The organism is Pedobacter sp. N36a (genome assembly GCF_014472395.1).
Classification (GTDB): Bacteria; Bacteroidota; Bacteroidia; order Sphingobacteriales; family Sphingobacteriaceae; genus Pedobacter.
Window position 1 is genome coordinate 1 of record NZ_JACSZW010000001.1, and the last position, 25,325, is coordinate 25,325.

17 protein-coding genes and 2 pseudogenes are annotated in these 25,325 nt (G+C 41.6%); 3 read left to right on the forward strand and 16 right to left on the reverse strand.

The window, feature by feature from the left end:
- The 6 genes and pseudogenes from H9X96_RS00005 to H9X96_RS00030 form a co-directional block, all read right to left on the reverse strand.
- Positions 1 to 4,825 (reverse strand): annotated as a pseudogene (locus H9X96_RS00005) (hypothetical protein); the annotation flags it as partial.
- Positions 4,826 to 5,635: 810 nt separating this feature from the next.
- Entirely contained in the window at positions 5,636 to 8,695 is a 3,060-nt protein-coding gene (locus H9X96_RS00010) for an efflux RND transporter permease subunit (RefSeq protein WP_187664316.1), read from the reverse strand.
- A gap of 3 nt (positions 8,696 to 8,698) precedes the next feature.
- Positions 8,699 to 9,613, reverse strand: a complete 915-nt coding sequence (locus H9X96_RS00015) for an HlyD family efflux transporter periplasmic adaptor subunit (protein WP_222943798.1) — start codon at positions 9,611 to 9,613, stop codon at positions 8,699 to 8,701.
- Positions 9,614 to 9,623: 10 nt separating this feature from the next.
- Positions 9,624 to 10,874, reverse strand: a complete 1,251-nt coding sequence (locus tag H9X96_RS00020; protein WP_187664318.1) for a TolC family protein — start codon at positions 10,872 to 10,874, stop codon at positions 9,624 to 9,626.
- The gene (locus H9X96_RS00025) at positions 10,861 to 11,616 is read right to left on the reverse strand and encodes a phosphatase PAP2 family protein (protein ID WP_187664319.1); all 756 of its coding nucleotides are present in this window, start codon (positions 11,614 to 11,616) and stop codon (positions 10,861 to 10,863) included. The genes H9X96_RS00020 and H9X96_RS00025 overlap by 14 nt, the downstream gene beginning before the upstream one ends.
- A gap of 63 nt (positions 11,617 to 11,679) precedes the next feature.
- Positions 11,680 to 12,390, reverse strand: coding sequence for a phosphatase PAP2 family protein (locus H9X96_RS00030; RefSeq protein ID WP_255430931.1), 711 nt, complete (start codon positions 12,388 to 12,390; stop codon positions 11,680 to 11,682).
- Positions 12,391 to 12,578: 188 nt separating this feature from the next.
- Between H9X96_RS00030 and H9X96_RS00035 the strand changes: the two genes are divergently transcribed.
- On the forward strand, positions 12,579 to 13,412 hold the full coding sequence (locus tag H9X96_RS00035; protein WP_187664321.1) for a mechanosensitive ion channel family protein: 834 nt from the start codon (positions 12,579 to 12,581) through the stop codon (positions 13,410 to 13,412).
- A 73-nt stretch (positions 13,413 to 13,485) separates the two neighbouring features.
- Here the strand turns inward: H9X96_RS00035 and fabF are convergent, their stop codons facing one another.
- From fabF to H9X96_RS22755, 10 genes and pseudogenes are all read right to left on the reverse strand, one after another.
- A complete protein-coding gene (gene fabF, locus H9X96_RS00040; RefSeq protein ID WP_187664322.1) occupies positions 13,486 to 14,739 on the reverse strand; it encodes a beta-ketoacyl-ACP synthase II in 1,254 nt (417 codons plus the stop codon).
- 50 nt (positions 14,740 to 14,789) lie between these two features.
- Entirely contained in the window at positions 14,790 to 15,248 is a 459-nt protein-coding gene (locus H9X96_RS00045) for a PaaI family thioesterase (RefSeq protein WP_187664323.1), read from the reverse strand.
- Between the two features lie 134 nt (positions 15,249 to 15,382).
- Complete coding sequence (locus H9X96_RS00050; RefSeq protein WP_187664324.1) at positions 15,383 to 15,817, reverse strand: hypothetical protein; 435 nt, start codon at positions 15,815 to 15,817, stop codon at positions 15,383 to 15,385.
- 286 nt (positions 15,818 to 16,103) lie between these two features.
- Positions 16,104 to 16,472 (reverse strand): hypothetical protein, encoded by a 369-nt coding sequence (locus H9X96_RS00055; protein ID WP_187664325.1) that lies wholly within the window; start codon positions 16,470 to 16,472, stop codon positions 16,104 to 16,106.
- Between the two features lie 113 nt (positions 16,473 to 16,585).
- A complete protein-coding gene (locus H9X96_RS00060) occupies positions 16,586 to 17,167 on the reverse strand; it encodes a DUF4833 domain-containing protein (RefSeq protein ID WP_255430932.1) in 582 nt (193 codons plus the stop codon).
- Positions 17,168 to 17,470: 303 nt separating this feature from the next.
- Positions 17,471 to 18,097, reverse strand: coding sequence for a TetR/AcrR family transcriptional regulator (locus H9X96_RS00065; protein ID WP_255430933.1), 627 nt, complete (start codon positions 18,095 to 18,097; stop codon positions 17,471 to 17,473).
- Between the two features lie 124 nt (positions 18,098 to 18,221).
- Positions 18,222 to 20,774, reverse strand: a complete 2,553-nt coding sequence (locus H9X96_RS00070; protein WP_222943821.1) for a DUF5686 and carboxypeptidase-like regulatory domain-containing protein — start codon at positions 20,772 to 20,774, stop codon at positions 18,222 to 18,224.
- Positions 20,775 to 21,026: 252 nt separating this feature from the next.
- Complete coding sequence (locus tag H9X96_RS00075; protein ID WP_187664326.1) at positions 21,027 to 22,280, reverse strand: murein hydrolase activator EnvC; 1,254 nt, start codon at positions 22,278 to 22,280, stop codon at positions 21,027 to 21,029.
- A 151-nt stretch (positions 22,281 to 22,431) separates the two neighbouring features.
- Complete coding sequence (locus H9X96_RS00080; RefSeq protein ID WP_187664327.1) at positions 22,432 to 22,833, reverse strand: hypothetical protein; 402 nt, start codon at positions 22,831 to 22,833, stop codon at positions 22,432 to 22,434.
- Positions 22,834 to 22,843: 10 nt separating this feature from the next.
- Positions 22,844 to 23,437, reverse strand: a pseudogene (locus tag H9X96_RS22755) (GNAT family N-acetyltransferase).
- Positions 23,438 to 23,622: 185 nt separating this feature from the next.
- Here H9X96_RS22755 and metN point away from each other — a divergent pair.
- Both metN and metI read left to right on the forward strand, forming a co-directional pair.
- Entirely contained in the window at positions 23,623 to 24,654 is a 1,032-nt protein-coding gene (metN, locus tag H9X96_RS00090; RefSeq protein WP_187664328.1) for a methionine ABC transporter ATP-binding protein MetN, read from the forward strand.
- Positions 24,647 to 25,300 (forward strand): methionine ABC transporter permease MetI, encoded by a 654-nt coding sequence (metI, locus tag H9X96_RS00095; protein ID WP_187664329.1) that lies wholly within the window; start codon positions 24,647 to 24,649, stop codon positions 25,298 to 25,300. Before metN ends, metI begins: the two co-directional genes overlap by 8 nt.
- Positions 25,301 to 25,325: the final 25 nt, after the last annotated feature.

The window sequence follows — 25,325 nt, forward strand, 5'->3', positions numbered from 1 at the left end:
GATTAGAAGCTGGGCTTTCACAAGAAATGGAGGTAATTTTCACTGTATAACTTCCGCTTTCAGTAGCGGTATACGTTTGCTGAGTTGCCCCTGCGATTAGGTTTAGCCCATTGTACCATTGGTAGCTATCTGCTAAGGCGCTGGTCTTTAACACTACGGCTCCGCCTGCACAGAAAGTGGTCTGGCCTTCTACAGTAATCACCACGGCATCTGGAATTGGGTTCACAGTAACCGCTATTGGATTAGAAGCCGGGCTCTCACAAGAAATGGAAGTAATCTTTACACTGTAGTTTCCGCTTTCAGTAGCCCTATAAGTTTGTTGGGTGGCACCAGCAATCAGGCTTATTCCTTTATACCATTGGTAACTATCAGCAACGGTCGTTGTCTTTAACACTACGGCTCCACCTGCACAGAAAGTTGTTTGCCCTTCTGCAGTAATCACCGCAGCATCTGGAATTGGATTTACCGTAACTGATATTGGATTAGAAGCTGGGCTTTCACAAGAAATGGAGGTAATTTTCACTGTATAACTTCCGCTTTCAGTAGCGGTATACGTTTGCTGAGTTGCCCCTGCGATTAGGTTTAGCCCATTGTACCATTGGTAGCTATCTGCTAAGGCGCTGGTCTTTAACACTACGGCTCCGCCTGCACAGAAAGTGGTCTGGCCTTCTGCGGTAATCACCACGGCATCTGGAATTGGGTTCACAGTAACCGCTATTGGATTAGAAGCCGGGCTCTCACAAGAAATGGAAGTAATCTTTACACTGTAGTTTCCGCTTTCAGTAGCCCTATAAGTTTGTTGGGTGGCACCAGCAATCAGGCTTATTCCTTTATACCATTGGTAACTATCAGCAACGGTCGTTGTCTTTAACACTACGGCTCCACCTGCACAGAAAGTCGTCTGGCCTTCTGCGGTAATCACCGCGGCATCTGGAATTGGGTTTACCGTAACTGATATTGGATTAGAAGCTGGGCTTTCACAAGAAATGGAGGTAATCTTTACACTGTAGTTTCCGCTTTCTGTAGCGGTATACGTTTGTTGGGTGGCACCAGCAATCAGGTTTAGCCCCTTGTACCATTGGTAACTATCAGCAACGGTCGTAGTTTTTAACACTACGGCTCCGCCTGCACAGAAAGTGGTCTGGCCTTCTGCGGTAATCACCACGGCATCTGGGATCGGGTTCACCGTAACTGATATCGGATTGGAAGCAGGGCTTTCACAAGAAATTGAAGTAATTTTTACGCTGTAGCTTCCGCTTTCGGTAGCCGTATAAGTTTGTTGGGTGGCACCTGTGATCAGGTTTAGGCCTTTGTACCATTGGTAGCTATCGGCTACAGTTGTCGTCTTTAACACCACGGCTCCACCTGCACAGAAAGTTGTTTGCCCTTCTGCAGTAATCACCGCAGCATCTGGAATTGGATTTACCGTCACAGTTGCTTTTTTAGCATTACCCACCGCATTGTCACAAATATCTGCATTCCTAACCGTTACAAAATAATCGGTAGTACTGCCTGGTTCCACTTCCAAAGTAGCCCCTTCCTTAATTTTATTCGTTAACTGCGAGTCGCTATACCAGGTAAACACTGCACCCAAAAGCGTACTTTCCGCAGTTAGCATGACCTTATTACCTGCACAAATCGTCTGATTTGTGACCGTTACATCTGTGGCAAGCGCTCTATTTTTAATGGTAATATCCACACCAGCAGACATCACCTCACAACCATTTGAATTTCTAACTTTAACCAGGTACTTGCCAGTCTTAGTGACCATAAAAAAGCTACTGGTCGCTCCGGCTATGTCACCATTATTATCTACCCATTGATAAGTAAGGTTCGCATTATTGCTGGTTACAGAGAGTTTCACCGCTTCACCGCTACAAGAAACCACATTACCTTCCACAGTGATGGTTGATATTTCAGGTGGAGGAATAATGGTTATTTCCACTGTATTACTTCCTGGGGTAGAACAGCCGGCTTCGTTAGTCACGACAAGAGAATAAGTCCCTGGTTCGAAAACCATTAATTTCTTATTGATTGCGCCTGGAATCAACACCCCCTCCAGGTACCATTGATTCCCTTTATCAATAGAAGAAGTCAATGTTGTACCATCACCATCGCAGAGTTTAGTGTTATTGGAAGTGATCGTTACTGTTATTGGATTTTCCGCCACTTTTAATGTCCCGCTAGCTTCCGCATCACAACCAAAAGAAGAGCGTACCAACACCCTAATTCTTTGTCCATCGAGATCCAAAGGCACATTACTAAGCGTAAGAATATTCGTATTTGATCCTTTCACATCCGTTCCTTCGGCGAAATCCTGCCAGCCATTGATGCCATTTTTGAACTGCCACTTATAGGTGTTATTTTCTCCTGAAGCTGTTGCGGTGATCACAATACTTTTTCCATTACAAACCGCTAATACATTTGGAAGTGTCACCACTGGTAGGGCTGCTACATGAATCAAATAAGTGGTTTTATGCTGATCATTTCTCTCGGTTCCTAGGGTGAAAGATCCAGTTGCCAATGGCGCTCCGGTAATCTCCATGGACTTATTGGCATCATCTCGTTTAAACTCAAGTGAAGGAACATTCCCGATTAGGGAAACGATATCGTTATTTCCATGGTAGGAAATCGTAGAAATAACAGATCCTGCGCAAATGTCATAAATCTGAAGGTGATGATACTTTATGTTGTTACAGTCTTCTACAGCGGTTCCATTTTTACATTCCAAATGTGGATCTGAGGGCGCGCTACCATCTGGATTCAGGTTTGGATTGGTTGCATCAGGGTCTGTGACGTCTGCCGGACGAAGAATGCTAGCCTCGGCAGTCATGACCGAAACTAATGGTGAAACCGTCAGCTTTCCAATGATCGTAAATTCAATTTCACAATCATTGTTCATATCCAGTGCAGCGGTAAACTTGCCATCCCCGGTCAATGCATTTTTGACTGTTCCAACACCATTTGTAATCGTGGAGGTCGGAGTAACCGCGCTTATTTGGAATCCCTTCGGACTTAAGAAAGTAAAAAGAGCGCCTTGCACATCACTAGGGCCGCTATTCTTCAGCTTAACCTTATAAACAACCTGTTGATCTGAAAGGAAAGTACTGAGGTCTGGGGTAATACTGAGCACTTTAAGATCGGCAACTTTTATCGTCAGGTCAATTGGATTGTCGACTTCACTTCCCTGTATGTAGGCCCAGGTATCTATAGACTTCTGATTTCCGAAACTATAGCTTCCGCTGCCAGAATTTGGCACCGCAGGTGCTTTGGAATTACTAAGGGCATAAGCGCCCCATTTATGACCACTGGTTCTACTTGAAAGGCCATTTATAGCATTAAAAAAAGGGTTGGAACTTTCCACAAAAGAGCCGGCGCCAGTCACCTCGCTATCATCCCAATAAGTTCGATCACTGTATTCGGATTCATCCTTGTTATTGACATCAAGGCCATACGTTGTATTGTTTACGGTCAGTTCAATGATTAATCCTAAAGGATTAATTTCCATGTCTATGTAGGGGAAATGAACTTCCGCAGATTGTAATTTGGTTTTCAGGGTGCTCACTATAGAGGCGGGCGACAAGTAATTTCCATTGGCATCCTTTCCATCCCAAAAAACGCTATTTTCCCCTGCATTTGCTACACCAATAATGATCCGATTTGCGACAGTACCCGCAGCGGTCACTACTGGAATGGTAATCCGGTAAGTCCCGATGGTACTGGATTCGAATTTAATATTGGCACCATTCCTGCCTGCAAGTCCGGGGCTTCCTTCTGCACCAACAATCCTAAGGTTGGTAATTTTAGGAAGCACGGCGTCATTTTTCAACCAGGTTTCTGAGCCTGGAAAGTTGGCGATTGTCGCTTTAGCGGGTAAATCGGGATTAGGCCTATTGTAGAATATTTTATGGGTGATATTCCTCCCATTGTCGGCCGAAGTTGGATCATGGGTATAATTGAGAATATCCACCAGTGTGGATTTATCCAAACTTTTATAGGTTGGAACAGAATTTATAGCAAAGCCATTACTATTAGAAAAGAAGGTAAAACCGACACCATTACTACCATTGGTTTGCACCCGGTAGGCGCGGCCATCTTTAGTGAGCACATAATGGGTAGCATAATACGCTTTTTCTGGAGTAAAGCTTGCCGCCAGGTGAAGGTTCAGGACATTAACGTAAACCCTTCCGGTAAACCATTCGTCTCCCCCTTTTTTCATAACTGAAACATCCCATGCGGCAATTTCATCCAGGTTACCGTTGTTACCAGAGGATCCGGACTGTGTCCAGTCACCATTAGCGAGAATATCGGGAACATCCAATTTATCAGTTCCATCCAGTCCGGAAGGCGGAAGAAATTCAATTTTCCAGATCCCTTTTGTGGCCTCCGTTACATCAACAGTAAAAGGAGTATAAGCATTGGCTTTGTCGTTCTTGCCTTTTTTTGGTCCGGCAATTTCAGCTTTACGGTTGGGGATTCTTCCAGCGGTTTGGGAGGTATTGGAGTAAATGGTGACATTTAATGGGGAAGTCACCGCGATCTTGCCTTTCCCATATCCATGTGCACTTGAGGCTACGGCGATAATTTCACCAGCATCTGCATACACATAATGAGTTCCAGCGGTTTTAAATGGCCATGATTCGGATGCGGTGTTGTTAGAATTACAATATAAAAATGCGCGGTTCCCTGTTGCACCTGCAGGATATAAATCCTTGCTCCCTTCGGCATAAACAGCCGAAAAACTGAAAAAAAAGCCAACAATAAACAGACAGTAGCGTTTGTTTGTCAGCAAAGTAAACAGTTGTTGGAGCGTTTTTAGCATCATATCCCTGAAATAGAGGAATGACCTTAAATGAATAGCTGCAAAGCGAAATCAATTCTTTAATCAGTACGCTTTATTACCAAATGATCGGCTAACAGCAAATTTTCTTAAAGGTTAACTCTATTTATCACTGCCAAATTAATTAGAATTTCTATAATATTCCTATGCAGAATAAAAAAAAATGATATTTTTCATAAAAATCGAGCCAAATAAACAGATAAATCATAAAACAATATTTACGACACAAAATAGACACAAAATAAATTTTATAGATATAAAACGGCTAAAAATAATCTAACAAAAAGATAAAAAGAAGTAAACAATTACCCAAATTGGGGAATATATTCTACATTGTAACTAAAAACCATCTTGCGCCATTTAAAAAAAATCACTTGATTTTTACACGAAAGCATCAAAAAAAATACGATTTATAAAAATAGTAGCTCATCAACAAAAAAAAATAGAAAATAAATAATCGCTATAAGATAAAGTGTTATTTTAAAAAACGCCAAAAACAAACCATTAGTTTAAAATAAAGGATAATAATGTTCCAATAACAAATATAAATTAGCCAGCAAGCAGGAGCTTTGTCACAGAAAAAGAGCGTTTTTGCAGTACAAAAATCAACAGAAAACAAAAGTAAACAACTGAATAACCGCAACAAAAAAACACCATTTTAATAAAAAAGCAGAATTGTGATATAGATCATTTTTTTGCCTTTACCAGATATATATATTTGAACAATAATTTATTCTACTCGATGGATGTCGGTAAAGGGGCCTGTTCCGGGAAGTTCGGCCCCTTAAATTTTCCCTATCGCCGATAAAACCTCCTGATCAGACTTGGCAGCACAATGAGCAATAAAGGCAATGCCACCAAAAAACCACCAATAATTGCAATAGCCAGCGGCTGATGTAACTGTGCCCCCGCCCCTATACCGAATGCCAATGGACTTAACGCAAGAATAGCACCTAGAGCAGTCATCACTTTAGGCCTTAATCTGGTTGAAATCGCATATACTATCGCCTCATCCAACCCTTTGCCTTTCAATGCCTCTTTAAATTGCAAAAATGTGAATATTGCATTTTCAGCAATAATCCCAACCACCATAATCAATCCTGTATAACTGCCCACATTTAGAGGTGTATGTGTTAAAAACAAAGCCAAACAACTCCCAGAAACCCCGAGAACAGCAATTAGTAAAATAAAGAAGGCTATTTTAAAGTCTTTAAAGACAAATAGAATTACACTAAAAACCAATAAACTGGAAAGCACCAGGATCATAAAAAGCTCCTTAAAGGACTGCTGCTGCTCCGCATAAGCCCCTCCATATTCAATGAAATAGCCATTTGGTAGCTGAATATTGCTAACAATCTGTTGTTGAATCTCAGCCATTACGCTGCCCAGATCCCGTTGATTCAGGCGTGCAGAAACCAAACCGATAGACTGTAAGTTTTCGCGTTCCAGCTCTGCCTCCCCATCTCTGGTTTGTACAGTAGCCAGCATCCCAATGGGGATCACCTTTCCATTAGCCAGAAATATATTCATTTGACTCAGTTGCTCCACACCCGGATGCTTACCATTAAAGGATACCATTCTTATAGGATACACTTGCTGCAAGCCATAGATATTACCCATCACATTTCCCTCCAGAGCAGTCTGCACCTGCAACTGAAATTCAGCAGGAGAAATGCCATATTGTGCCAGCGCAGCATAATCAGGACGTATATGTACCGAAGGACCTGCAATCACAATTCCGTCAAACACATCTGCGGTGCCCTTTACACTGGATACTACATCCGCCACTTTCTTTGAGAGCTGCTGAAGAACTTTCTGATTCGTTCCGAATATTTTAAGTTCCACAGGTTGTGTTGCGCTCATCAAATCACCGAGCATATCGCCTATCACCTGTCCGAAATCTACAGTCAAAGCTGGCTGCGACTGTTCAATTTTACGTCTGATCTCCTCGATAACTTCATCAGTGCTCCTGCTTCTGTCCTTCTTTAACTGAATCAGGTAATCTCCAGTATTAGGCTCTGTAATAAAAAAGCCCATCTGCGTCCCTGTCCGCCTGGAATAGGTGGCGACTTCAGGAATTTTAACGATCATTCGCTCCACCTCATTCAGGATTCGATCAGTTGCCTCCAAAGAAGTGCCCGGAGGAGTCTTATAATCAAGCACCACACTTCCTTCATCCATTTCCGGTAAAAAGCCTGTTTCTAAGCGGGGAAACAAGACCAGCATCAATATTAAGAGCAAGCCGATAAATCCAAAACTCCAATAGGATCTTCGAATAAAATAACTAATCCAGGCACTGTTCTTCGGTTCCCATACAGGAACAACCGGATTCACATTTGCAGCCCGCAGCGACCCCTCCACTGCATTATCTGAAAACGCGGGTTCTTTTTTACTGAGTAATAGGTAAATCACCGGCAAACCAATCCAGGTTACAAAAAAAGAACAGAGCAGTGCGATGATCATCGTATTGGTCATGACCTGAAAATAAGCGCCCGCAACACCTGTCATCAATACAAAAGGGATAAAAATCACGATGGTGCTGATGGAAGAACCCAGCATTGCAGGAAAAAGATAGGCAATTGCTTTTTTCAATAACATGGAGGTTGCTGCTCCCGGATGCTCTTCATGAGTCCGGTGAATCTGCTCTACTACAACGATCGCATCATCGATAATCAATCCGATGGCCGCAGCAATTGCTCCTAAAGTCATGATGTTGAAAGAATAGCCGATCGCATATAAAGAGATTAATGTTAAACCTAGTGTAATAGGAATAGTGAGTAAAATACTGAGACTGGGTTTCAGCGCACGTAGAAAAACAACAGCCACCACTATAGCCAGCAGCAAACCGATCCACAAACTATCAGTCACGCTTTTTACAGTAGTATTTACAAAATCTGCCTGCAGATAATAGGGCTTTATTGTCACACCCTGAGGCAAAATCTTTCTTAGATCGGATACCTTCTGTTCCATTTGCGCGGATAGATCCACCAGGTTTGCATTTGGCTGCTTGATCACTGCAATCAAAATCCCTGGCTTACCATTGGCATTCACCCTCGTATATTCAATCGCCTCCTCCGCAGTTATTGCTGCGAGCTCTTTCAATCTAACTACCCTATTGTTCTTTCTACTGACAATTACATTTTCAAGGTCTGCCTTTGTCTTTAGTGAGGCGTCCGTAATCGATAAATATAAATAGTTAAAATCCACCACATAGCCATTAGACTTCACAAAGTTGGTTTGCATCATTGCAATGGCAATCTCATTTGGGCCAATCGCCAATGCCGTCATCTTTGAAGGACTCAGCGTTACGCGGTACTCCTTAGTTTTTCCACCTATGATTCGGATTTCTGAAACTCCCTCCACCTGCAACAGAAATGGCTTAATGGTATGATCTGCTAGCTGCTTCAGTTCAATCGGGGATTTGACTCTACTTTCCAAGGTATAACCACTCACCGGAAGAATGGATGGATTCATTTTTTCTACCGTCAGATTCAATTCAGCAGGAAGGCTATTTTTAATTTTAGCAATCTGCGATTCAATTCTTTGCTGACTCAAATCTATGTCGGCATTCCAGTTCATGTAAGCGGATATCTCGCAATTCCCCCTACTGGTCACACTTCTGATGAGCTTCAAATCAGGCACCTGTTTCACTACATTTTCCAAAGGCCGTGTCACTGTCAGCATCATTTGATTCACTGGCTGCAACTGACCTTCTGCAATGATCTTGATCTTTGGAAAAGTAATCTCCGGAAATAAAGCCATTTTGATCCTGGTATAGGAAAAAGCGCCTCCCAGCAGTACCAGCAGCAAAACCACCATTAATGGTTTCTTATGAGAAATGAAAAAGTTATCCATAGCTTATCTCTTGATTTTAACTTTCGCGGTATCTGCCAGACCATAGTTACCACTCAATACGAATCGATCATTCGCAGCAAAAGCAGGGGCCAAAATCTCTACCTGTCTTCCATCATCGATCCCCTTTTCAACTACCACCTTGACAGCTGTGGAGTCGTTATTCAATTTCATGACCCAAAACTCATCTTCAGTTTCATTACTCAGCACCGCAGCTTTTGGAAGTGTGAGGGCATTGGGATGATACAAATTGACAATTCTGACCAGGGCCACCAGGTTTTCTGGAATGGCATGATCAGGGGAAACATGAATGATAAAACGCTGCGTCTGCGCAACAGAATCTACACTGGCAAGCGGAACCCCAATAGTTCCGGCCAACTGCTCTCCGTCTGGCAAAGTCAACGCTACTGCAGCATTATTGACTAAACTTTGTCTCATTGCATAGGGAGCATCCAACAAAAACACCAGACTATTTTTATTACTCAAAACTGCCAGCACCTCTCCTTCGGACACATAATCTCCTTTTTGATGGCTTAGCAGCATAATGAAACCAGGTACCGCGGCGCGAATATGGGAAGTTCCCGAAAATTTAAACGCCGGATCCAGCTGATTAATGGAATTTCCAATGGCTTGCGCTTCTTTAGTAACCAGGCTGAATAACACCTGGCCACTATAGACAACATCCCCCATTTTAACCTTCATATCCTTTAGGTATCCATTTATACTAGCCTTGATATAACTTTTTTCGAGATAGCTAGAACTGGCATTGAAATCTACATACGAAGCCATATCCTGGCGTTTCGGAGGCGTTATTTCTACTGTAGCCCGCTGTTCCAGTGTATCCAGACTGTGGTCTTTTGCTGGAGTTCCGCAGGCGGCCAGCAATAAGCTGAAGCCTGCAGCTGCTATGTTTTTTATCACATTCTTCATATTATCTGTTCCAATAATTGAATTGATTGATCAGTTTAAAGCCATTAACCTGTATTTGACGCAGCAGATTTTTAGCAGCCAGGTAATTGTTAATTGCGATGATATAGTCCGCAATCCTAAGCTCACCGGTATGCAGCAATCGACTATCTACCTCTATCAGGCTTTTAGCAAACCTGATCTGCTCGTTAAGCTGTGGATATAAATCCTGATTTTCCCGGATCTGCAGCAGCAGCAGATGGATTTGCTGCTGGTGCTGTCTGACAAAGAAGGCTTTATAAGCGAGTCCGGTTTGCAGCTGAATATTCAGCTGCTGCAGCTGCATGGCTTTCTGATGTCCATCATAAATTGGGATGGAAAGTGTAAAACCCACACTTGTTCCGAAATTCTTGTAGGGTTGTAATAAAAATGAAGAATTATATCCCCCATTTACATAAATACTGGCTTTGGGTTTATAATTCAGCGCTACCCCAACCTTATCATTTGCATTTTTTAAGCTGTCCAGCTTGTAGCGCGTGGTAAAAAATGCGCCTCCAACAGGAGTAGCAGCACTAATATCGGGGACCTTTATTGGATTTACCACCGTATCAATTATTCCACAGAGGTAGTTTAACATCGCATAATCGTTGTTAAACTGCATTTCCGCTTGTTTCCAGGATAGTCGCTGCTGCTGAAACGTGACCAGGAAAGTAAGATATTCGGATTGCTTATAAGTATTTGCGCGGGTTAGTTTTTTCAGAATGACTTCTTCTTTTTTCAGTAACTCATAAACTTCCGCATTAAAGACCATTTGCTCCTGACTGGCATAGGCATTTAGATATTGATCGGTAATGTTCTTCTTGAGGTCGAGCACCGACCAATTAGCCGCATACTGAATAGAATCGCTGTGAATTTTTAATTGCTGCTGCTGCTGCTGGATTCGACCTTGCCCTGTTAGCAGGTAATTAACTGTCAGCAATGCCTCTAGTGATTGTCCATTACTCAGCGTCTGATCATAGCCATAACCTTTAACTATGGGTGCATACAAACCTGTTGAGCTGGCGGTGACTTGCGGGCGATACCCAGCTCGCCACCTTAAACTATCTATACGGTTGCTTATCTGCTGGTTTTTATAATCATTCAAAACCGGACTATTAGTCAATCCCTGATGGACAAAGTAGTCCAGGTCTTTCCCGGAGGTAGACTGTCCTTTTCCGGAGATGGAAAACAGCAACAGCACAATCGCTGCATACCAACTAGTTTTAGAACGTTCCATGGAAAGAGAGACCAAGTGTTTTATCCTGATATACCGGCACCATACTATAACTCAGCGTTTGTTTACCAATCAGGAGCCGTTTTAAATGTGGATATAAACAATAGGCAATCTTGGTGGACAGAATTCCGATTCCAGCACCTGCAACCACATCACTCAGCCAATGCTTATTGTTATACATCCTCAATGTACCTGTAGCCGTCGCTACCGCATATCCAGCATAGCCGTACCAGGGAGAAACATCTTTATATTCCTGTTTTAAAAATTCTGCTGCCGCAAAGGCAGTAGCGGTATGTCCTGAAGGAAAGGAATTATAACTGCTGCCATCAGGCCTTAAACGATGCGAAGTTTTCTTTAAAATTGAGACGCTCCCTCCCATAATGGCTGTAGACAACACATAGATTCCTGTGGCATCTACCAAGCTATGTTTTCCCTTTATTCCAGCAAAATTTAGCGCGTACACGGCAAGTGCCGGTGCAAACTGCGTGTAATTATCTAAATGTGCTGCAAATAAAGGGTGGTCTTCCTGGAGTTCGCTTTTTGTAGTCAGGTCCAGGTCTCTGATCGGATTGTTTCCAAAAGACAGCGCGCCATAAGTCATAAATACCGCAGGGATAATCAATGCTTCTACCTTTAAGGGCCGGCTGCTGGTATTCTTTAGGGCTAAAGAATCTGGAGATTGAACCTGAGCAGATAAAAAGCCAGGCAAAGAAATTGCAATTAACAGGCAGTGGAGCTTTTTCATGATTTGAATGTTTAGTATAAAGCTAACACTCAAATATGTAGTAATTCTGTAGCCGGTTTACACTTAAAAAGTCCCTGACATCGAAAAGCCAATGCTTTTTTGCTGATACGCTGGCATCACATTGAAATTACTTTGCTTTCTACCCATAATCAGTTTTTTAAGTTTTGGGTACACTAAATACCCGAGCTTAGCAGACAAGATACCTACACCAGCACCAGCCACCACATCACTTACCCAATGCTTATTGTTATACAGTCTGAAAATTCCTGTGGTGGTGGCCACGGCATAACCTGCGTAACCTATGAATGGAGAAACATCTCTGTATTCCTGCATTAGAAATTCTGCCGCTAAAAAAGCAGTTGCCGCATGTCCGGAAGGAAAAGAATCGTAGCTGCTTTCATCAGGTCGTAAACGGTGAGAGCCTTTTTTTCCTAAGGCCACTACCCCTGTCATGATGCCCATAGACACGACATAATTACCCGTCGCATCGAGGTAGCTATTTTTACCTTTTACGCCTGCCAGATTAAGGCCGTATACCGCTAATGCAGGTACATAACGCATAAAATCATCTGCGCTTTTGGAGAAAAAAGGATGGTCTTCCTGAAGTTCAGCCTGTGTGGTACGGTCAAGATCCCTAATGAAATTATCCCCTTTCGCCATCAGGCCATAACCTATAAACACAGCAGGAATGACAAATGGGGCAACTTTAACCTTATTCTTATTTGTTAATGAATCGGCGACCTGGCCTTTGGTGATTACAGAAAAACACAACATTAGCAACACGCTACACTTTAATCTCAACATCTTTATATATTTCTTATCTCTAAATTACTCGTTAATTCTGTAGTAATTCTGTGGCTTAAAAACCTTTTCTCAGGTTAAATTTGCAGTTTTACAAAAATCAAGCCCATTGATGGCATCATAAATGTGGCTAGCACGCAAATACACAAAAATAAAACGATATGTCCAAAATTGAAATCACACTGGATCACCTCTTAGACGGCCTAATAGCTCGTATACCGTCTTTTATCGCCGCCATCCTCACTTTATTTGTTGGTTTGTATTTGATAAAATTTCTACTCCGTTTTTTAACCAATCGCTTTACAAAAGGAAGAATTGACATCTCACTGTCTAGTTTTTTATTGAGTATCATCAAAGTTGTACTTTATGTATTGCTATTGCTGACGGTGGCTTCTACACTAGGCATACAAACTACCTCTTTCGTGGCGGTATTGGGTGCCGCAGGTTTGGCGGTAGGTTTAGCCTTACAAGGCAGTTTGTCGAATTTTGCGGGTGGCGTCCTGATCTTATTGTTTAAACCATTCCGAGTTGGACATGCCATATCTACAAATAATGGCGTAAGCGGTACGGTACTTAAAATTGACATTCTATACACCACATTAAAGGCTGGCAACGGCACCACTTTATACGCTCCTAATGGCCCTCTGGCTAATGCGGTGATCAATAATCTAAGTGACAATGACACCAGAATGCTGGAATATGTGATTGGCGTCTCTTACGATTCAGACATCAATGTAGCCAGAAATGAGATCATAAAAGTCCTTGCTGCAGATCCGCAGATCCTGAAAGAGCCTGAACCTAAGGTGCTGGTTACTGCCTTAGCAGATAGCTCCATCAACCTGACTATCCGTGCCTGGGCGGCTAACAGCGAATTCTGGCCGGTATACCACAGAAACTTTCAACTGATCAAAGAAGAGCTGGACAAGAACAGCATTGGAATTCCATATCCGCAGCGTGAAGTTCATGTGATTACAGGAACCGAAACGGCTAAGTAGGTTCTTTGTACAAAAAAACGAGCGTACCTTTTGGATACGCTCGTTTTTTTTATAATTAACTATAGCAGGACTATTATTTCCCTTCGTATTTTTTGAAGATGGAGGTTGCCGTATGGCCACCAAAACCAAAAGTATTGTTCATTACGTAGTTGATTTTTTTCGCTACGGACTTTCCTAGAACGATGTGTAATCCTTCAGGCATCGCTTCATCCAAATTCTCTGTATTTATAGTAGCCGGAACCATATCATGCTGTGCAGAAAGGATACTGATCACACTTTCAATTGCACCTGCAGCACCCAATAAATGACCTGTCATAGATTTTGTTCCGCTGATCAATACCGGAGCGTCATTGAATACTTTTTTAATTCCGATCAATTCACTTAAATCACCAAGACCTGTTGAAGTCGCGTGTGCATTGATATAATCAATTTTTTCAGGCTCAATTCCAGCATCCTTCAATGCCTTTTTCATACCTTGAACCGCACCTAATCCCTGAGGATGTGTTCCTGTTAAGTGGTAAGCATCAGCAGCCATACCGCCACCAACCATCTCACCATAAATAGTAGCACCTCTGGCAATTGCGTAATCGTAGTCTTCCAGGATCAGGGCAGCAGCACCTTCAGCGATCACAAAACCATCTCTGTCTTTATCAAATGGGCGTGAAGCTTTTTCAGGATCATCATTTCTTTTTGACAAAGCCTGAGCACCATTAAATCCGCCCACAGAAGAATCCGTGATAGCAGCCTCAGAACCACCTGCGATCATGATATTTGCTTTTCCTAATCTGATCGTATCAAAGGCACTAATAATCGCAGTGTTTGAAGAAGCACAAGCAGAAACTGTACAATAGTTTGGTCCGTGCAGACTGTTGCGGATAGAGATAACTCCGGCTGCAATATCCACAATCATTTTAGGAATAAAATAAGGGCTGAATCTTGGAGTACCATCACCTGTATGGTATTCTTTCAATTGCTGTTCAAAAGTACCGATTCCTCCGTTTCCAGTTGCCCAGATCACACCTACTTCACAACGGTCTTCTTCAGACATGGCAGAGAAATCAAGTCCTGAAGCTTTAATCGCCTGATCACTTGCTGCAATAGCATATTGAGTATAGACATCATACTTTTTGATTTCTTTTTTCTCCACGTAATCTTCTGCATTAAAGTCTTTGACCTCACAGGCAAAATGAGTTTTAAATTTGGTAGAATCAAACTTAGTGATTGGCCCTACTCCACTCTTACCTGCCAGGATATTCTTCCACAATTCATCTACAGAATTTCCTAATGGACTAATAACACCCATACCGGTTACGACTACTCTTTTCATCCTATTTTTTTATTTTATTTAATATTGTTAAGGCTAATGCCCTTGTATTTTTATTTATCTGTGTTACTGTTTTCAGGTTTTCTTCTCTCCGTCCGCAGTAGGTTACTATAGCCTTTTGCAATGAGCCGTGTTCTGCTTTCATTCCAGACCTCACAGGTTACATTGGCAATTTGAAGGCCTTTCTTTACCATTATGGTTTCCGCAATGATCAGGTCTTCTTCTTTTGCAGCGGCAAAATAATCCACCACCAGGTTGATCGTTACATAGTAATAGGGTTCATCATAGGCAAACAATGTAGCTCCGATGGCATCATCAATAATAGCCGCTGTAATACCGCCATGTAAGATGCCCATTGGGTTGGTCATTTCCTCCCTCACCTTATGCTGTAATATCAGCTTTCCTTTTTCTACGGCCAGAATTGTTGGCCTTAACCAGTTCAATACTGGCGACAAAGAGGTTTTCATCTCTTGTCCGATATGCTGTTTGAAAAATTCTGAGGGTTTAAGCATCCATTCCTATTTTAAAGGTGAATCAGATAAGATTTTTAGATCCACACCGCTGTAGAAGCTATAAATTCCACGGCGCAAATATACCCACCCTTAGTTGAAAAACAAACTAAAAGCCCGAATGAATGCTGAAAAGACTAGTTAACGATCGCTGCAGCCTGTGTTTGAACAGCTATTTTCTCTGTTTCTATAGCAGTCAACCCTTTATTGATCTCATTGTACATATTTAATGCATCCGGATGCAAAGCGAGTATTCCATTTACCTGCTGTGTATTTCCAACAGCCAATTGCTCGTTTAATAAGACGACATCTACAGCATTCAACTGTTTATTTTCAAATTTAGCCGTCCAATGGTTGATGAAACCGGCCATTTGTTTGGTTTCCATTTCCAGGGTAATCGGACTTAGGCTCTTTTTTAATAACGCTGCTTCATAGCTAGCCGGGCTGCACATTGGATTAAAAGCCTTCAGAAAAGGCATATTGTACTGATTTAACTTTTTGAAAGCACTAAAAAGATAAGGCAGAGCCACAATAGTAAGGAGGATTAAAGCGCCGATTGTTAGGTAATTCATGTTTAAGCTTAGGTTTGATCTTTTTAATTCCTACAGGGTCTACCGGTAGGAGAAGGTAAAAGTAATAGAAAAATAGGGAATTTGGAAAATACTAAACATACCATTCCATCCATTTGCGGAGCCAGCCTACGCGTTCTTTAATAAATCTTGGTGTAAAAAAGAAATTAGACCAGTCTTCAAAGTTGTCATGATGAAATTTGAAATAAAAGATCCACCAGTCAAAGCCGAAGTAGGGAAGGCAGCAAGTATTCGGTCAGGATTAAATCAGGTCTAAAGTCTTCTGCGATTAGAATTGAATTGGCTTCTTCGCGCTAAAACTTCCGCAGCCATATGTTGAGCTTGGCTTGATCAGCATATAAATACCCAATCCTATGAATACCAATCCAGCTTTAAGTCCGGAAAGATCAAGAAATGGCAGATCGTTCAAAGTATATATTCCTCCAATGATGACAAGGATCAGCCAGCCCGACACTTTAAAGTCTTTATGATAGCCGATCCATAAGCCTATGCCCAGCATGATCGTATGCCAGGACAACACCCAATGTGGGATCCCAAGGCCTAGATTATTCAGCAGCATGATTAATCCTACTGAAACAATAGCTGCGCCTGCAGCCAACTGAAAGTTAAATTTGTGTTTTTTATCCTGCGTTTCCATGTCCTTTTTTTCTTCAAAACTATGGAGCACTGGGATGCAGATCAAGCGATCTATGTTATACTTCCGTCTGCCATCGGTAAAATGCGGAAAAACGCCGGTAGATCGCTTGTCGATTAAACCTTGATTCGCTCCACAACTGGGGTATCAGCAGCGGTATTGATTCCGGTAAGTTCTACATATTTCACATTAGGCAGCCAAAAAGAACCACCTTCAATCCTTACGAAGATCTTACTCAACTCCATCTTCTTATTGTTTACGGTTACATAAACATGGAACCTCTGGTCTTCTTTTGATTTCATCAGATACATTGGAATCTTTTTATGAGACACAAAACGAATCTCGTATTGATCTTTTGCGAGCTCTTTTGTTTGAATGCCATAGGCAAATTTACGCTGGATATAGCTCAAATCTTTTTTCTCTCCATTGTCATCGTAACGCAGCCAATATACCAATATCGGTTCCGACTTATTGACCTCGCCTTTGGCATCTAAATTCAGTTCATAAATAATCGTATTGGTATTCGGATCTCTTTGCAAATAGAACAGCTGGTTCTTGATTCCTTTCGGCGCTGGGAATCTTAATGGAGATGGATTACTGCGGTCCGCAGTCTGCGCATTTACCGTTAAAACGGTCAGCATAAAAATAAAGAAAGCTAAACAGCTCCGGCTTATTTTAGTAAAGATCATAGTAGTCATTGTGTTTTTATTTTACTCCGGTAAGCAGCCCTGTTATTAAGTCTGAGGGGAATAAGGTAGCTGCAAAGCTAGAGATTTCTAAAAAGAACTTATCCAGTGGATTGTCAAAATAATAGTCTGAATTTCATTTTTACGATCTGTTATTTCTGACAGCACAGCGGGTTTCAGTTGAGAAGGAGGAATACATCAACCCAGCTACATAATATAAACTAAAACATTAATTTAAAACACATAACTAATTGATTATAATTAATATATTATTAGGTTAATAATTTGTTTTAATCAAATGATTAATGGATTTTATCAGACTGAAAGCGTTTTTAACATGGCTTCCACCCAAATTGGAACCCAATGTTTTCGTGCTTCCATCAGCTGATCAAACTCAGCTTTCCCCTGCTCATTCTGCCCTCTTAAAACCGGACTGCTGATAAAAGGAAAAACAAGCAAACCTAGGATGTTCATGATAAAATGCATGGGCTCTACCCTCTTCTGAGTAGTTGCTTCCAGCTGTTTGTAAAAGTTAGATTCCTTCAGCATTTCCTTCACATTTAAGTTGGTTTCCAGTCTGGATGGGTTCGCTCTGATTTCAGTCAGGATGAACAGTGGCAGATCCGGATGACTTTTCAAAAGGTCAATATAATGTACTGAAATTCCTGCAATCTTATCCTTAAGTACCGTATTCACATCGTTCAGAATTTCCTCCAATCCTTTTAAAAAAAGCTGTAGACTTTCTTCCATCACCACATCAAACAGCTTCTCTTTACTTCTGAAATAGTAGTTCAGCAAGGCCAGATTAATACCCGCTTCTTCAGCAATCTCCCTTGTTCTTGTGGCCGCAAATCCTTTCTCTATAAACAGCTTTGTAGCCGCTTGCTTAATCTTATCTTCGGTAGTTAGCGCCAGGGCCATCAATGTTTCTTTCTCTGCCATTTATCAATTGAGTAGGTTCATTTTTCTCTTCACAAAGATAGCTAATCATCCAAAGCCTATTTCAAAAAAAAAGCGATGCAGAGCATCAGCTCTGCATCGCTTTTAAGCGTGTTTTCTTCAGATATTAGAAGTCAAATTTGACTCTCGCACGAATGCCCCAGCTCGAAACGTTCGGGTTATCCAGGTAGTTGAACCTTTTCACTGCATCCACTCTGAGCACTTTAAAGATGTTCCCAACGCCTACACTTCCTTCCATATAAGGTTCTCTGTTTAGAGAATTGGTGATCTGCTGCCCATTTTCATTGCGTACAAACTGCATTGCTTCCGGATTCTTATCAGGATTGTTCTCGTCACGCAATCCACCATACAATACTTTAAAAGACATCACCTCTCTTAATTTCAGCTTTTTAAGCAATGGGATTTTATTGAAAAAGAAGCCATTAAAATTATGGTCCAGATTCACACTGGCATAGCGATCACTTACAAATTCCAGGAAGTTCATCAGGTTATAGGAGTTCAGCTGATACGCATAAGTTTGATTGGCTCTATGGATCGCCAATAAAGGAAAAGGCACTTTACCAATGATATAAGACCCTTCCAGCGTCACATCAGTATAGCCCAGCTGACTTAAGTAAACACGTTTATCGATGCTGCCCATAAAATTATGGTAATTATATTCTCCGCCAAATACGCCTTTAATCCCTGCGGTATAACGGAAGTTGAAAACAGGATTAGGCCCTACAAATGGGGTTCTGTAAATCTTGCTCTGGTAAAACTTCTCATTTGGTGCGTACCTTAACCCCAAGCTGATCTCCGCAGTGTTAATATGGTCTATACGGTCATTTAAAGCGTTCTCAGCGGAATTACTGAAGTAGAGTGACCCTGCAGGACTCTGCTTCCATTTGCGCAGCCCCAGCGTATATGAAAAGTGATTTTCAAATTCATGTACATAATCTAACCTGTAAAAATCATTGTAAAGCATCATATTGTTCTCTCCTCTTTTGAAGGAAAGCAGGAAATTGTCTTCCTGAACAAATTGCAGTTCCTGTCCCGGAATTTTGGTATCCCGCTGAAAACTTGCCCTGATATAATTCTGAGGGAAAGCATAGATAGATTTATTATTTAAAGAATAGGTTCCACTTAAAAAGTACTTCCATTTCTCATCTTTAAAGCCATAAGCGGCATAAGTTTCAAAATAATAGCGCTTGCTCAATGCCGGGGTTGTCCTTCCTCCAAGACGAAGGCGAAATCCTTCCACGCCATTAAAACTGTAAAAAGTATTCACTGGCCCCATTTCAAACGGACCAAAATCTTTGTATCCCGCAAAGAACAGGGTTACGATATCCATTGTTCTTTTGAAAGAAGGGATGGTTTGTAAAGAATCTATATGCCCGTAGATCTTCATATTTCCCGGATGAAGCGGTTCCGGACGGTTATTTAACCAAAACTCTTCTGACTTTTTAAAGGCATCCGGCATCACTACCAAAGGCCCTGCAGCCTTATAAACCGTATCTGGCTGCGGCACATTGAATTTAAAATCTTTGAAAGTAACTGTTCTTTCTCCGGTAAAACCTCCCCCACTCTTCTTACTGAGGCCAAAATCAACAATCAGGTTACTTTTACTCAAATGATAACGCTGATCCGGATTCTTCTCAAAGTCTAGTTTAGCTTCCAATGCACGTACAAAATTCAGATTGATGTTTTTATTGACCGTCAGATAGGCATTCTGGATCGCATAGTTCCCATCCAGCGTTACGTATAGTCTTCCTTCAAACAGCAGGTCTGTATTGTTACGCGGTGTAAAAGCAAGTTCTATCAGTTGAGGATTATGGTTTTTAATGGTATCGGTGATGAAAAACTTATAGAAAGTTGGCGCAGTGTCTGCAATGGGACTCAGCAACTGATTGCTCACTACGGAAATGTTGTTGTCGTAGATATTGATGTCCTGATACATCCGGTCGAAATAGGCCGTTAAGCCCTGATTGTCGATAAAACGTTCATCAAAATTTACTCTTTTATCTGCAATCACCACTGTTTTATTCTTTTCAGGGTTCTTCCTAAAATAGTTGTCGCTTAACTTTTCCTCCTGGAATACAGGGAGTAAGTTTTTACCGCCAATTTGCGTGGAATCCTGTTCCTGGAATAAAAACTGATAATTACGGAAAACTCTTCTGTTCTTGAACTTATCAGAAAGGTTGCTCAAAGAGAACTTCATCAGTTCATATTTCTGGTAAGCTACAAAATTGTAGTTTTCCATTTTGTTCTTAGACTTATTGGCGATCACTTTTCGAATCAGTTCCACAGCCGGGTTTTCTTTGTTTCTATATTTCGGCTTCTTCCCTGCTGTAATCACCACTTCATTCATCAGCATCGCATCTGGCATCAGCTGAACATGGAGCACCTGAGCGCCTCCTGCTTTAATGTTTTTTGTCTGCGATTTATAACCTACATAACTAAATCTAAGGGCATTGGCTCCATCTTTTAACGTGATGCTGAATTTACCATCAGCATCAGTGCGACCACCAAGCGTAGTCCCTGGAATGAGGTAAGAAACATAGGGAAGTGTTTCCTTTGTGCTCCCATCAGTCACCGTACCGGTTACCTGGGTTTGCTGTGCCTTTGCCTGATTAGAAAGGAATAGGGTTAAAAATAAAATCAATAGGCTAACTGGCTTCAAAAAGGCCAAAATCAAGCTTATTTCTATTGAAAATGAAGCATTTAACGATAAGGCAGCGGGCTTCAGGCCTGCTGAATAGGGGTATGATGTGTGCACGATTCCGGTTAACTTGTGTAATCCTTAATAAACTAGGTGATGAGAGTGGACACAAATATATAGCTAACATCTGACTATCTACCTAGATTTAGTCAGCATGAAGGTCATTGGTAGATGTTATGACATCTAAATGAAAATTCCGGAAAACTTAGCGGTTTATTTTGCAATCCAGGCTTCGGGGTTGAGTTTATTCTGACCTCTCATAATTTCAAAATGAAGAACGGGCCCATCTTCTTTGGAAGCCACGATCCCAAGCGTTTGTTTGGTTTCCACCTTATCACCTTTAGCCACACTGACAGATTTTAAATTCTGATAAATGGTGAAGTAATCGCCATGGATCAGGGCGACAATAAAAGTGCCATACAACTCCCTCACAAACAAAACCTTGCCTTCAAAAACAGCTTTTACTGCAGCACCATTCTCGGTCAGAATATTGATACCATCGTTGTTATAGGAAGCCTGTCCTTCCGTATGGGCACCAAAGCGCTCTACTATAGAATATTGGCTCACTGGCCATGGCAGACGCCCTCTATTGTTTTCAAAACCTGCAGAAAGCTTTGCTGCTTCAGGAGAGGCAGTCAGGTAACTCGAATTGGTCTTTTCTTTAACAGCGGCCACCGGGCGACCTTCTGCAATTGCCTTTTGATTGGCCAGACGCTCTTCCTCCTCCGCTTTTCTTCTGGCAAGCTCTATCTCCTTCTGAATGGCATTTCTAATCGCGCGGTCAATATCAGCTTGTTTTCTTTTTCTGGCCGCCAGATCCTGCTTGAACTGTTTCTCCTGTCGGCTGATTTGGTTTAACATCACTGCCTGCTCAGATTTATTCTTGCTCAGTTTTACCTGCTCATGCTCCTGCTCTGTCAGCAATGTGCTTTTTTCTTTCAAATTCTTATCCAGCACACCGATCTTATATTCTATATTTTTTTGCGTTCCCTGTAGATAATCAGCTTGTTTCTTGCGATACTGACCAAATTGCTGCAAATATTTAATTCTTTTATAAGCCTGGTTAAAATCATCCGCAGCAAAGATGAACATCATCTTTTCATAAGCATTCTGGTTCCGCTGTGCAAAGCGGATCATGCTCGCATACTCCTTCTTTAACTGCCCCAGCTGCCCTTTTAAACTGCGTACTTCATTGCTATTTTCATGGATCTGATTGTCCAGATTTTTCACTTCAGAATTGATGACTGCAATTTTATTCTGCATCAACCTAATCTTTGCATTCACCGTTCTGATCTGTCCAAGCGTCAATCGCTTGTTACTGGAGGTCTCATTTAAGTTTCTCTGCAACAATTCAATTTCCCTTTGGATGGCTTCTTTATTCCTTTTCAATTCTGCACTGGTTTGTGCAAAAACAAGGGTACTGGTCGCCGTAAATATGATGATTAAGAATAATTTCTGGAGCTTCATTGTGTATATAAGTAACTGAATACCGCAGCCCTGCCAGTGTGTTAAATTAGCAATGCGATTCTAAAACTATTGAAATCAGGGCTTAAATGCAAATTCTAAAACAAAACAATCAAAAATATCCTACTTTCTGCAATTCCATAGCGCAGCCGAATCAACTGTCATATTCCGATAAAACGGCCTTGATTGAATTGAACCATAGCAGGTTACTCGTAAAACCAAGGCTATTGTAATCAATAAAAAGGTAAAGGAGGCCAATTCCCCTGCCTACCTGTAAACGCAGGGGTTGGGCGGTCATTCCGAAATTCTTAACCAATGATCTGGGGAATGCTTCATCAAAGCCGATAAACAGCTGCTCCAGATCCCCCAGGTTAAAACTGAGGTCTATATCGCCCTCTATATAAATCGCCTTTTCTGTCAAGGCGATTTCTCCTGCATGGCGATGAAAGGGACCTACTCCTGAAAAATGAACACCAATCTGGTCAGCGGCCCCTCTGCTTAAGACCCCTTCTTCGGTGCTCCACCTTACATTTCCGGAAAGCAATATATTCTCCATCCTACTCATTTCATAAAATTAACAATGCAGGTGATTTGGCGGCAGACTTCAATACGCTGTAAATCTGGCTATCTAAAAACTCACCATTAAAATAGAAATCTTCTTTAAAATGAGCTTCTTTAACAAAGCCTTGCTTAAGTAATACTTTAGCAGAGGCAATGTTCTCGGGGTCGATCATGGCATAGATCGAATGTAATCCCAGTTCTTCGAAACCAAACTTTTTCATCATGACCAATGCCTCTGTAGTGATGCCTTTACCCTAAAATCCTGGTGCCAGCAAATACCCTACCTCTGCACGAAAATTGGCAAAGTCGAATTTTGGAAAACCAATAAAACCAATCAATACATCTGGTGCCTCTTTTAAAGTGATGGCCCAGCCGAGGTTTTCTTCTTTCAAAAAGCCTTCATGAATCTCCTCCATCAAGGTATAAATATCATTTATAGAAGTTGGCCTGGCCAATGGAACGTATTTCATCACCTCTTCATCACTTCTCAATTTAAACACAGCGAGCGCATCTTCTTTAGTCTGCTCTCTTAGTAATAACCGTTCTGTTTCCAAAACCGGTGGTCTTTCAAAATTAAAATTTAATCCTTTATGCTTCATATTACCCTCAATAATACTTCATTTACCTGCGATTATTCTTCATTTTTAACCGCAATTCTCATCCCGCAATATAACGGTTTTCCAGGATTTCATTTCCCCGCAGTTTTATTCTATACTAGTTTAATAGAATTTATCTCAATCTAATGCCCCGAAACCTTATCTTTGTCAAAAAAAGCTTAGGGGCAATGATTGAATTAAGAAATATAACAAAAACATTTTTCCAGAAAACCAGAGCGATCACTGCCCTATCCGAGGTTTCTTTAACGGTACCTGAAGGTAAAATCTTCGGTGTGATCGGGAGTTCAGGTGCCGGAAAGAGCACCCTGATCCGTTGTGTAAATCTACTCGAAAAACCAAGTTCCGGAGCAGTGATCGTGGATGGACAGAACCTGATGGACCTTTCTCCGAAAGAATTGGCAAAAGCCAGAAGACATATAGGAATGATTTTCCAGCACTTCAATCTTCTCTCTTCCCGTACTGTTTTTGAGAATGTTGCTTTTTCATTGGAATTAGACCATACTCCAAAAGCGGAGATAGAGAAAAGGGTGACTGAACTGCTTGCTTTAGTAGGCCTGGATGAAAAACACCATGACTATCCGGTCAACTTATCCGGTGGACAAAAACAGCGTGTTGCCATTGCCAGAACCCTGGCCAGCAATCCTAAAGTATTGCTTTGCGATGAAGCGACCAGTGCTTTGGACCCTGCAACGACCAAATCTATTCTTGCTTTATTGAAAGACATCAACAAACGTTTAAACATCACCATACTGCTCATTACCCATGAAATGGAGGTGGTAAAGGACATCTGCGACGAAGTGGCAGTCATCTCTGAGGGACGATTGATTGAACAGGGCGCAGTGAGTGAGATCTTTTCACATCCAAAAACGGAACTGGCAAAAGCATTTATTGCCTCTGCCCTGAGCCTGGATATCCCCGCAGACTATAAAGAACGACTGGTTTCTGCTCCAGCAACAAACAAACGTCCATTATTGAAACTGGAATTTACCGGACAATCCGTAGATGACCCTGTATTGTCTGAAGTGGCACGTCTTTTCCAGATCGACAGCAATGTGATCAGTGCAAGAATGGACTATGCCGGCGGCATTAAATTTGGTGTCATGCTGATTGAGGTATTCGGTACTCAGGAAAATAGCCTTCAGGCGATAGAATTTTATAAAAGTAAAAACATTAAAGTAGAAGTAATAGGTTATGTCTGATTCAATGATTTTGCTCCTTGCTAAAGGAGCCTGGGAAACCATCGTCATGACTTTTGTTTCCGGATTTTTCGGTTTCTTAATTGGCTTGCCTACAGGTGTGCTGTTATTTATGACCAGAAAAGGACAGGTTTTAGAACATAAAACCTTCCACCATACCATTTCCATTATCGTGAACATCTTTCGTTCCATTCCCTTCATCATTCTGATCGTTTGGATGATTCCTTTTACCAGAGCATTGGTGGGTACTTCTATTGGTGTGGAAGCGGCAATTGTGCCTTTGAGCATTGGTGCTGCGCCATTTATTGCCAGATTGATAGAAAACAGCCTGATCGAGGTTCCTGGTGGATTGGTAGAAGCCGCAAGGGCAATGGGTGCCACTCCTTTCCAGATTGTTTATAAAGTATTGTTACCGGAAGCGCTACCTTCCATCCTAAACAGCGCCTCTGTTACGCTGATTACCCTGGTAGGTTATTCTGCAATGGGTGGTGCAGTTGGTGCCGGCGGACTTGGCCAAATCGGTTATCAATATGGATATGTAGGTTACGATGTAGTGGTGATGAACACCGTATTGCTGCTATTGATTGCATTGGTATTTATCATTCAGTTTTTGGGTGATTTTATCGCTAAAAGAGTAGACCACAGGTAGTCTTTAAGAATTACCTATCAAATAT

Excerpts from the sequence above, each read along its gene's own strand:
- H9X96_RS00055 (WP_187664325.1), bottom strand. The coding sequence starts at position 16,472 with ATGGAAACGCAGGATAAAAAACACAAATTTAACTTTCAGTTGGCTGCA.
- H9X96_RS00010 (WP_187664316.1), bottom strand. The coding sequence starts at position 8,695 with ATGGATAACTTTTTCATTTCTCATAAGAAACCATTAATGGTGGTTTTG.
- H9X96_RS00035 (WP_187664321.1), top strand. The coding sequence starts at position 12,579 with ATGTCCAAAATTGAAATCACACTGGATCACCTCTTAGACGGCCTAATA.
- H9X96_RS00020 (WP_187664318.1), bottom strand. The coding sequence starts at position 10,874 with ATGGAACGTTCTAAAACTAGTTGGTATGCAGCGATTGTGCTGTTGCTG.
- H9X96_RS00050 (WP_187664324.1), bottom strand. The coding sequence starts at position 15,817 with ATGAATTACCTAACAATCGGCGCTTTAATCCTCCTTACTATTGTGGCT.
- H9X96_RS00075 (WP_187664326.1), bottom strand. The coding sequence starts at position 22,280 with ATGAAGCTCCAGAAATTATTCTTAATCATCATATTTACGGCGACCAGT.
- H9X96_RS00065 (WP_255430933.1), bottom strand. The coding sequence starts at position 18,097 with ATGGCAGAGAAAGAAACATTGATGGCCCTGGCGCTAACTACCGAAGAT.
- H9X96_RS00025 (WP_187664319.1), bottom strand. The coding sequence starts at position 11,616 with ATGAAAAAGCTCCACTGCCTGTTAATTGCAATTTCTTTGCCTGGCTTT.
- metI (WP_187664329.1), top strand. The coding sequence starts at position 24,647 with ATGTCTGATTCAATGATTTTGCTCCTTGCTAAAGGAGCCTGGGAAACC.
- H9X96_RS00030 (WP_255430931.1), bottom strand. The coding sequence starts at position 12,390 with ATGTTGTGTTTTTCTGTAATCACCAAAGGCCAGGTCGCCGATTCATTA.
- H9X96_RS00080 (WP_187664327.1), bottom strand. The coding sequence starts at position 22,833 with ATGGAGAATATATTGCTTTCCGGAAATGTAAGGTGGAGCACCGAAGAA.
- metN (WP_187664328.1), top strand. The coding sequence starts at position 23,623 with ATGATTGAATTAAGAAATATAACAAAAACATTTTTCCAGAAAACCAGA.
- H9X96_RS00045 (WP_187664323.1), bottom strand. The coding sequence starts at position 15,248 with ATGCTTAAACCCTCAGAATTTTTCAAACAGCATATCGGACAAGAGATG.
- fabF (WP_187664322.1), bottom strand. The coding sequence starts at position 14,739 with ATGAAAAGAGTAGTCGTAACCGGTATGGGTGTTATTAGTCCATTAGGA.
- H9X96_RS00060 (WP_255430932.1), bottom strand. The coding sequence starts at position 17,167 with ATGACTACTATGATCTTTACTAAAATAAGCCGGAGCTGTTTAGCTTTC.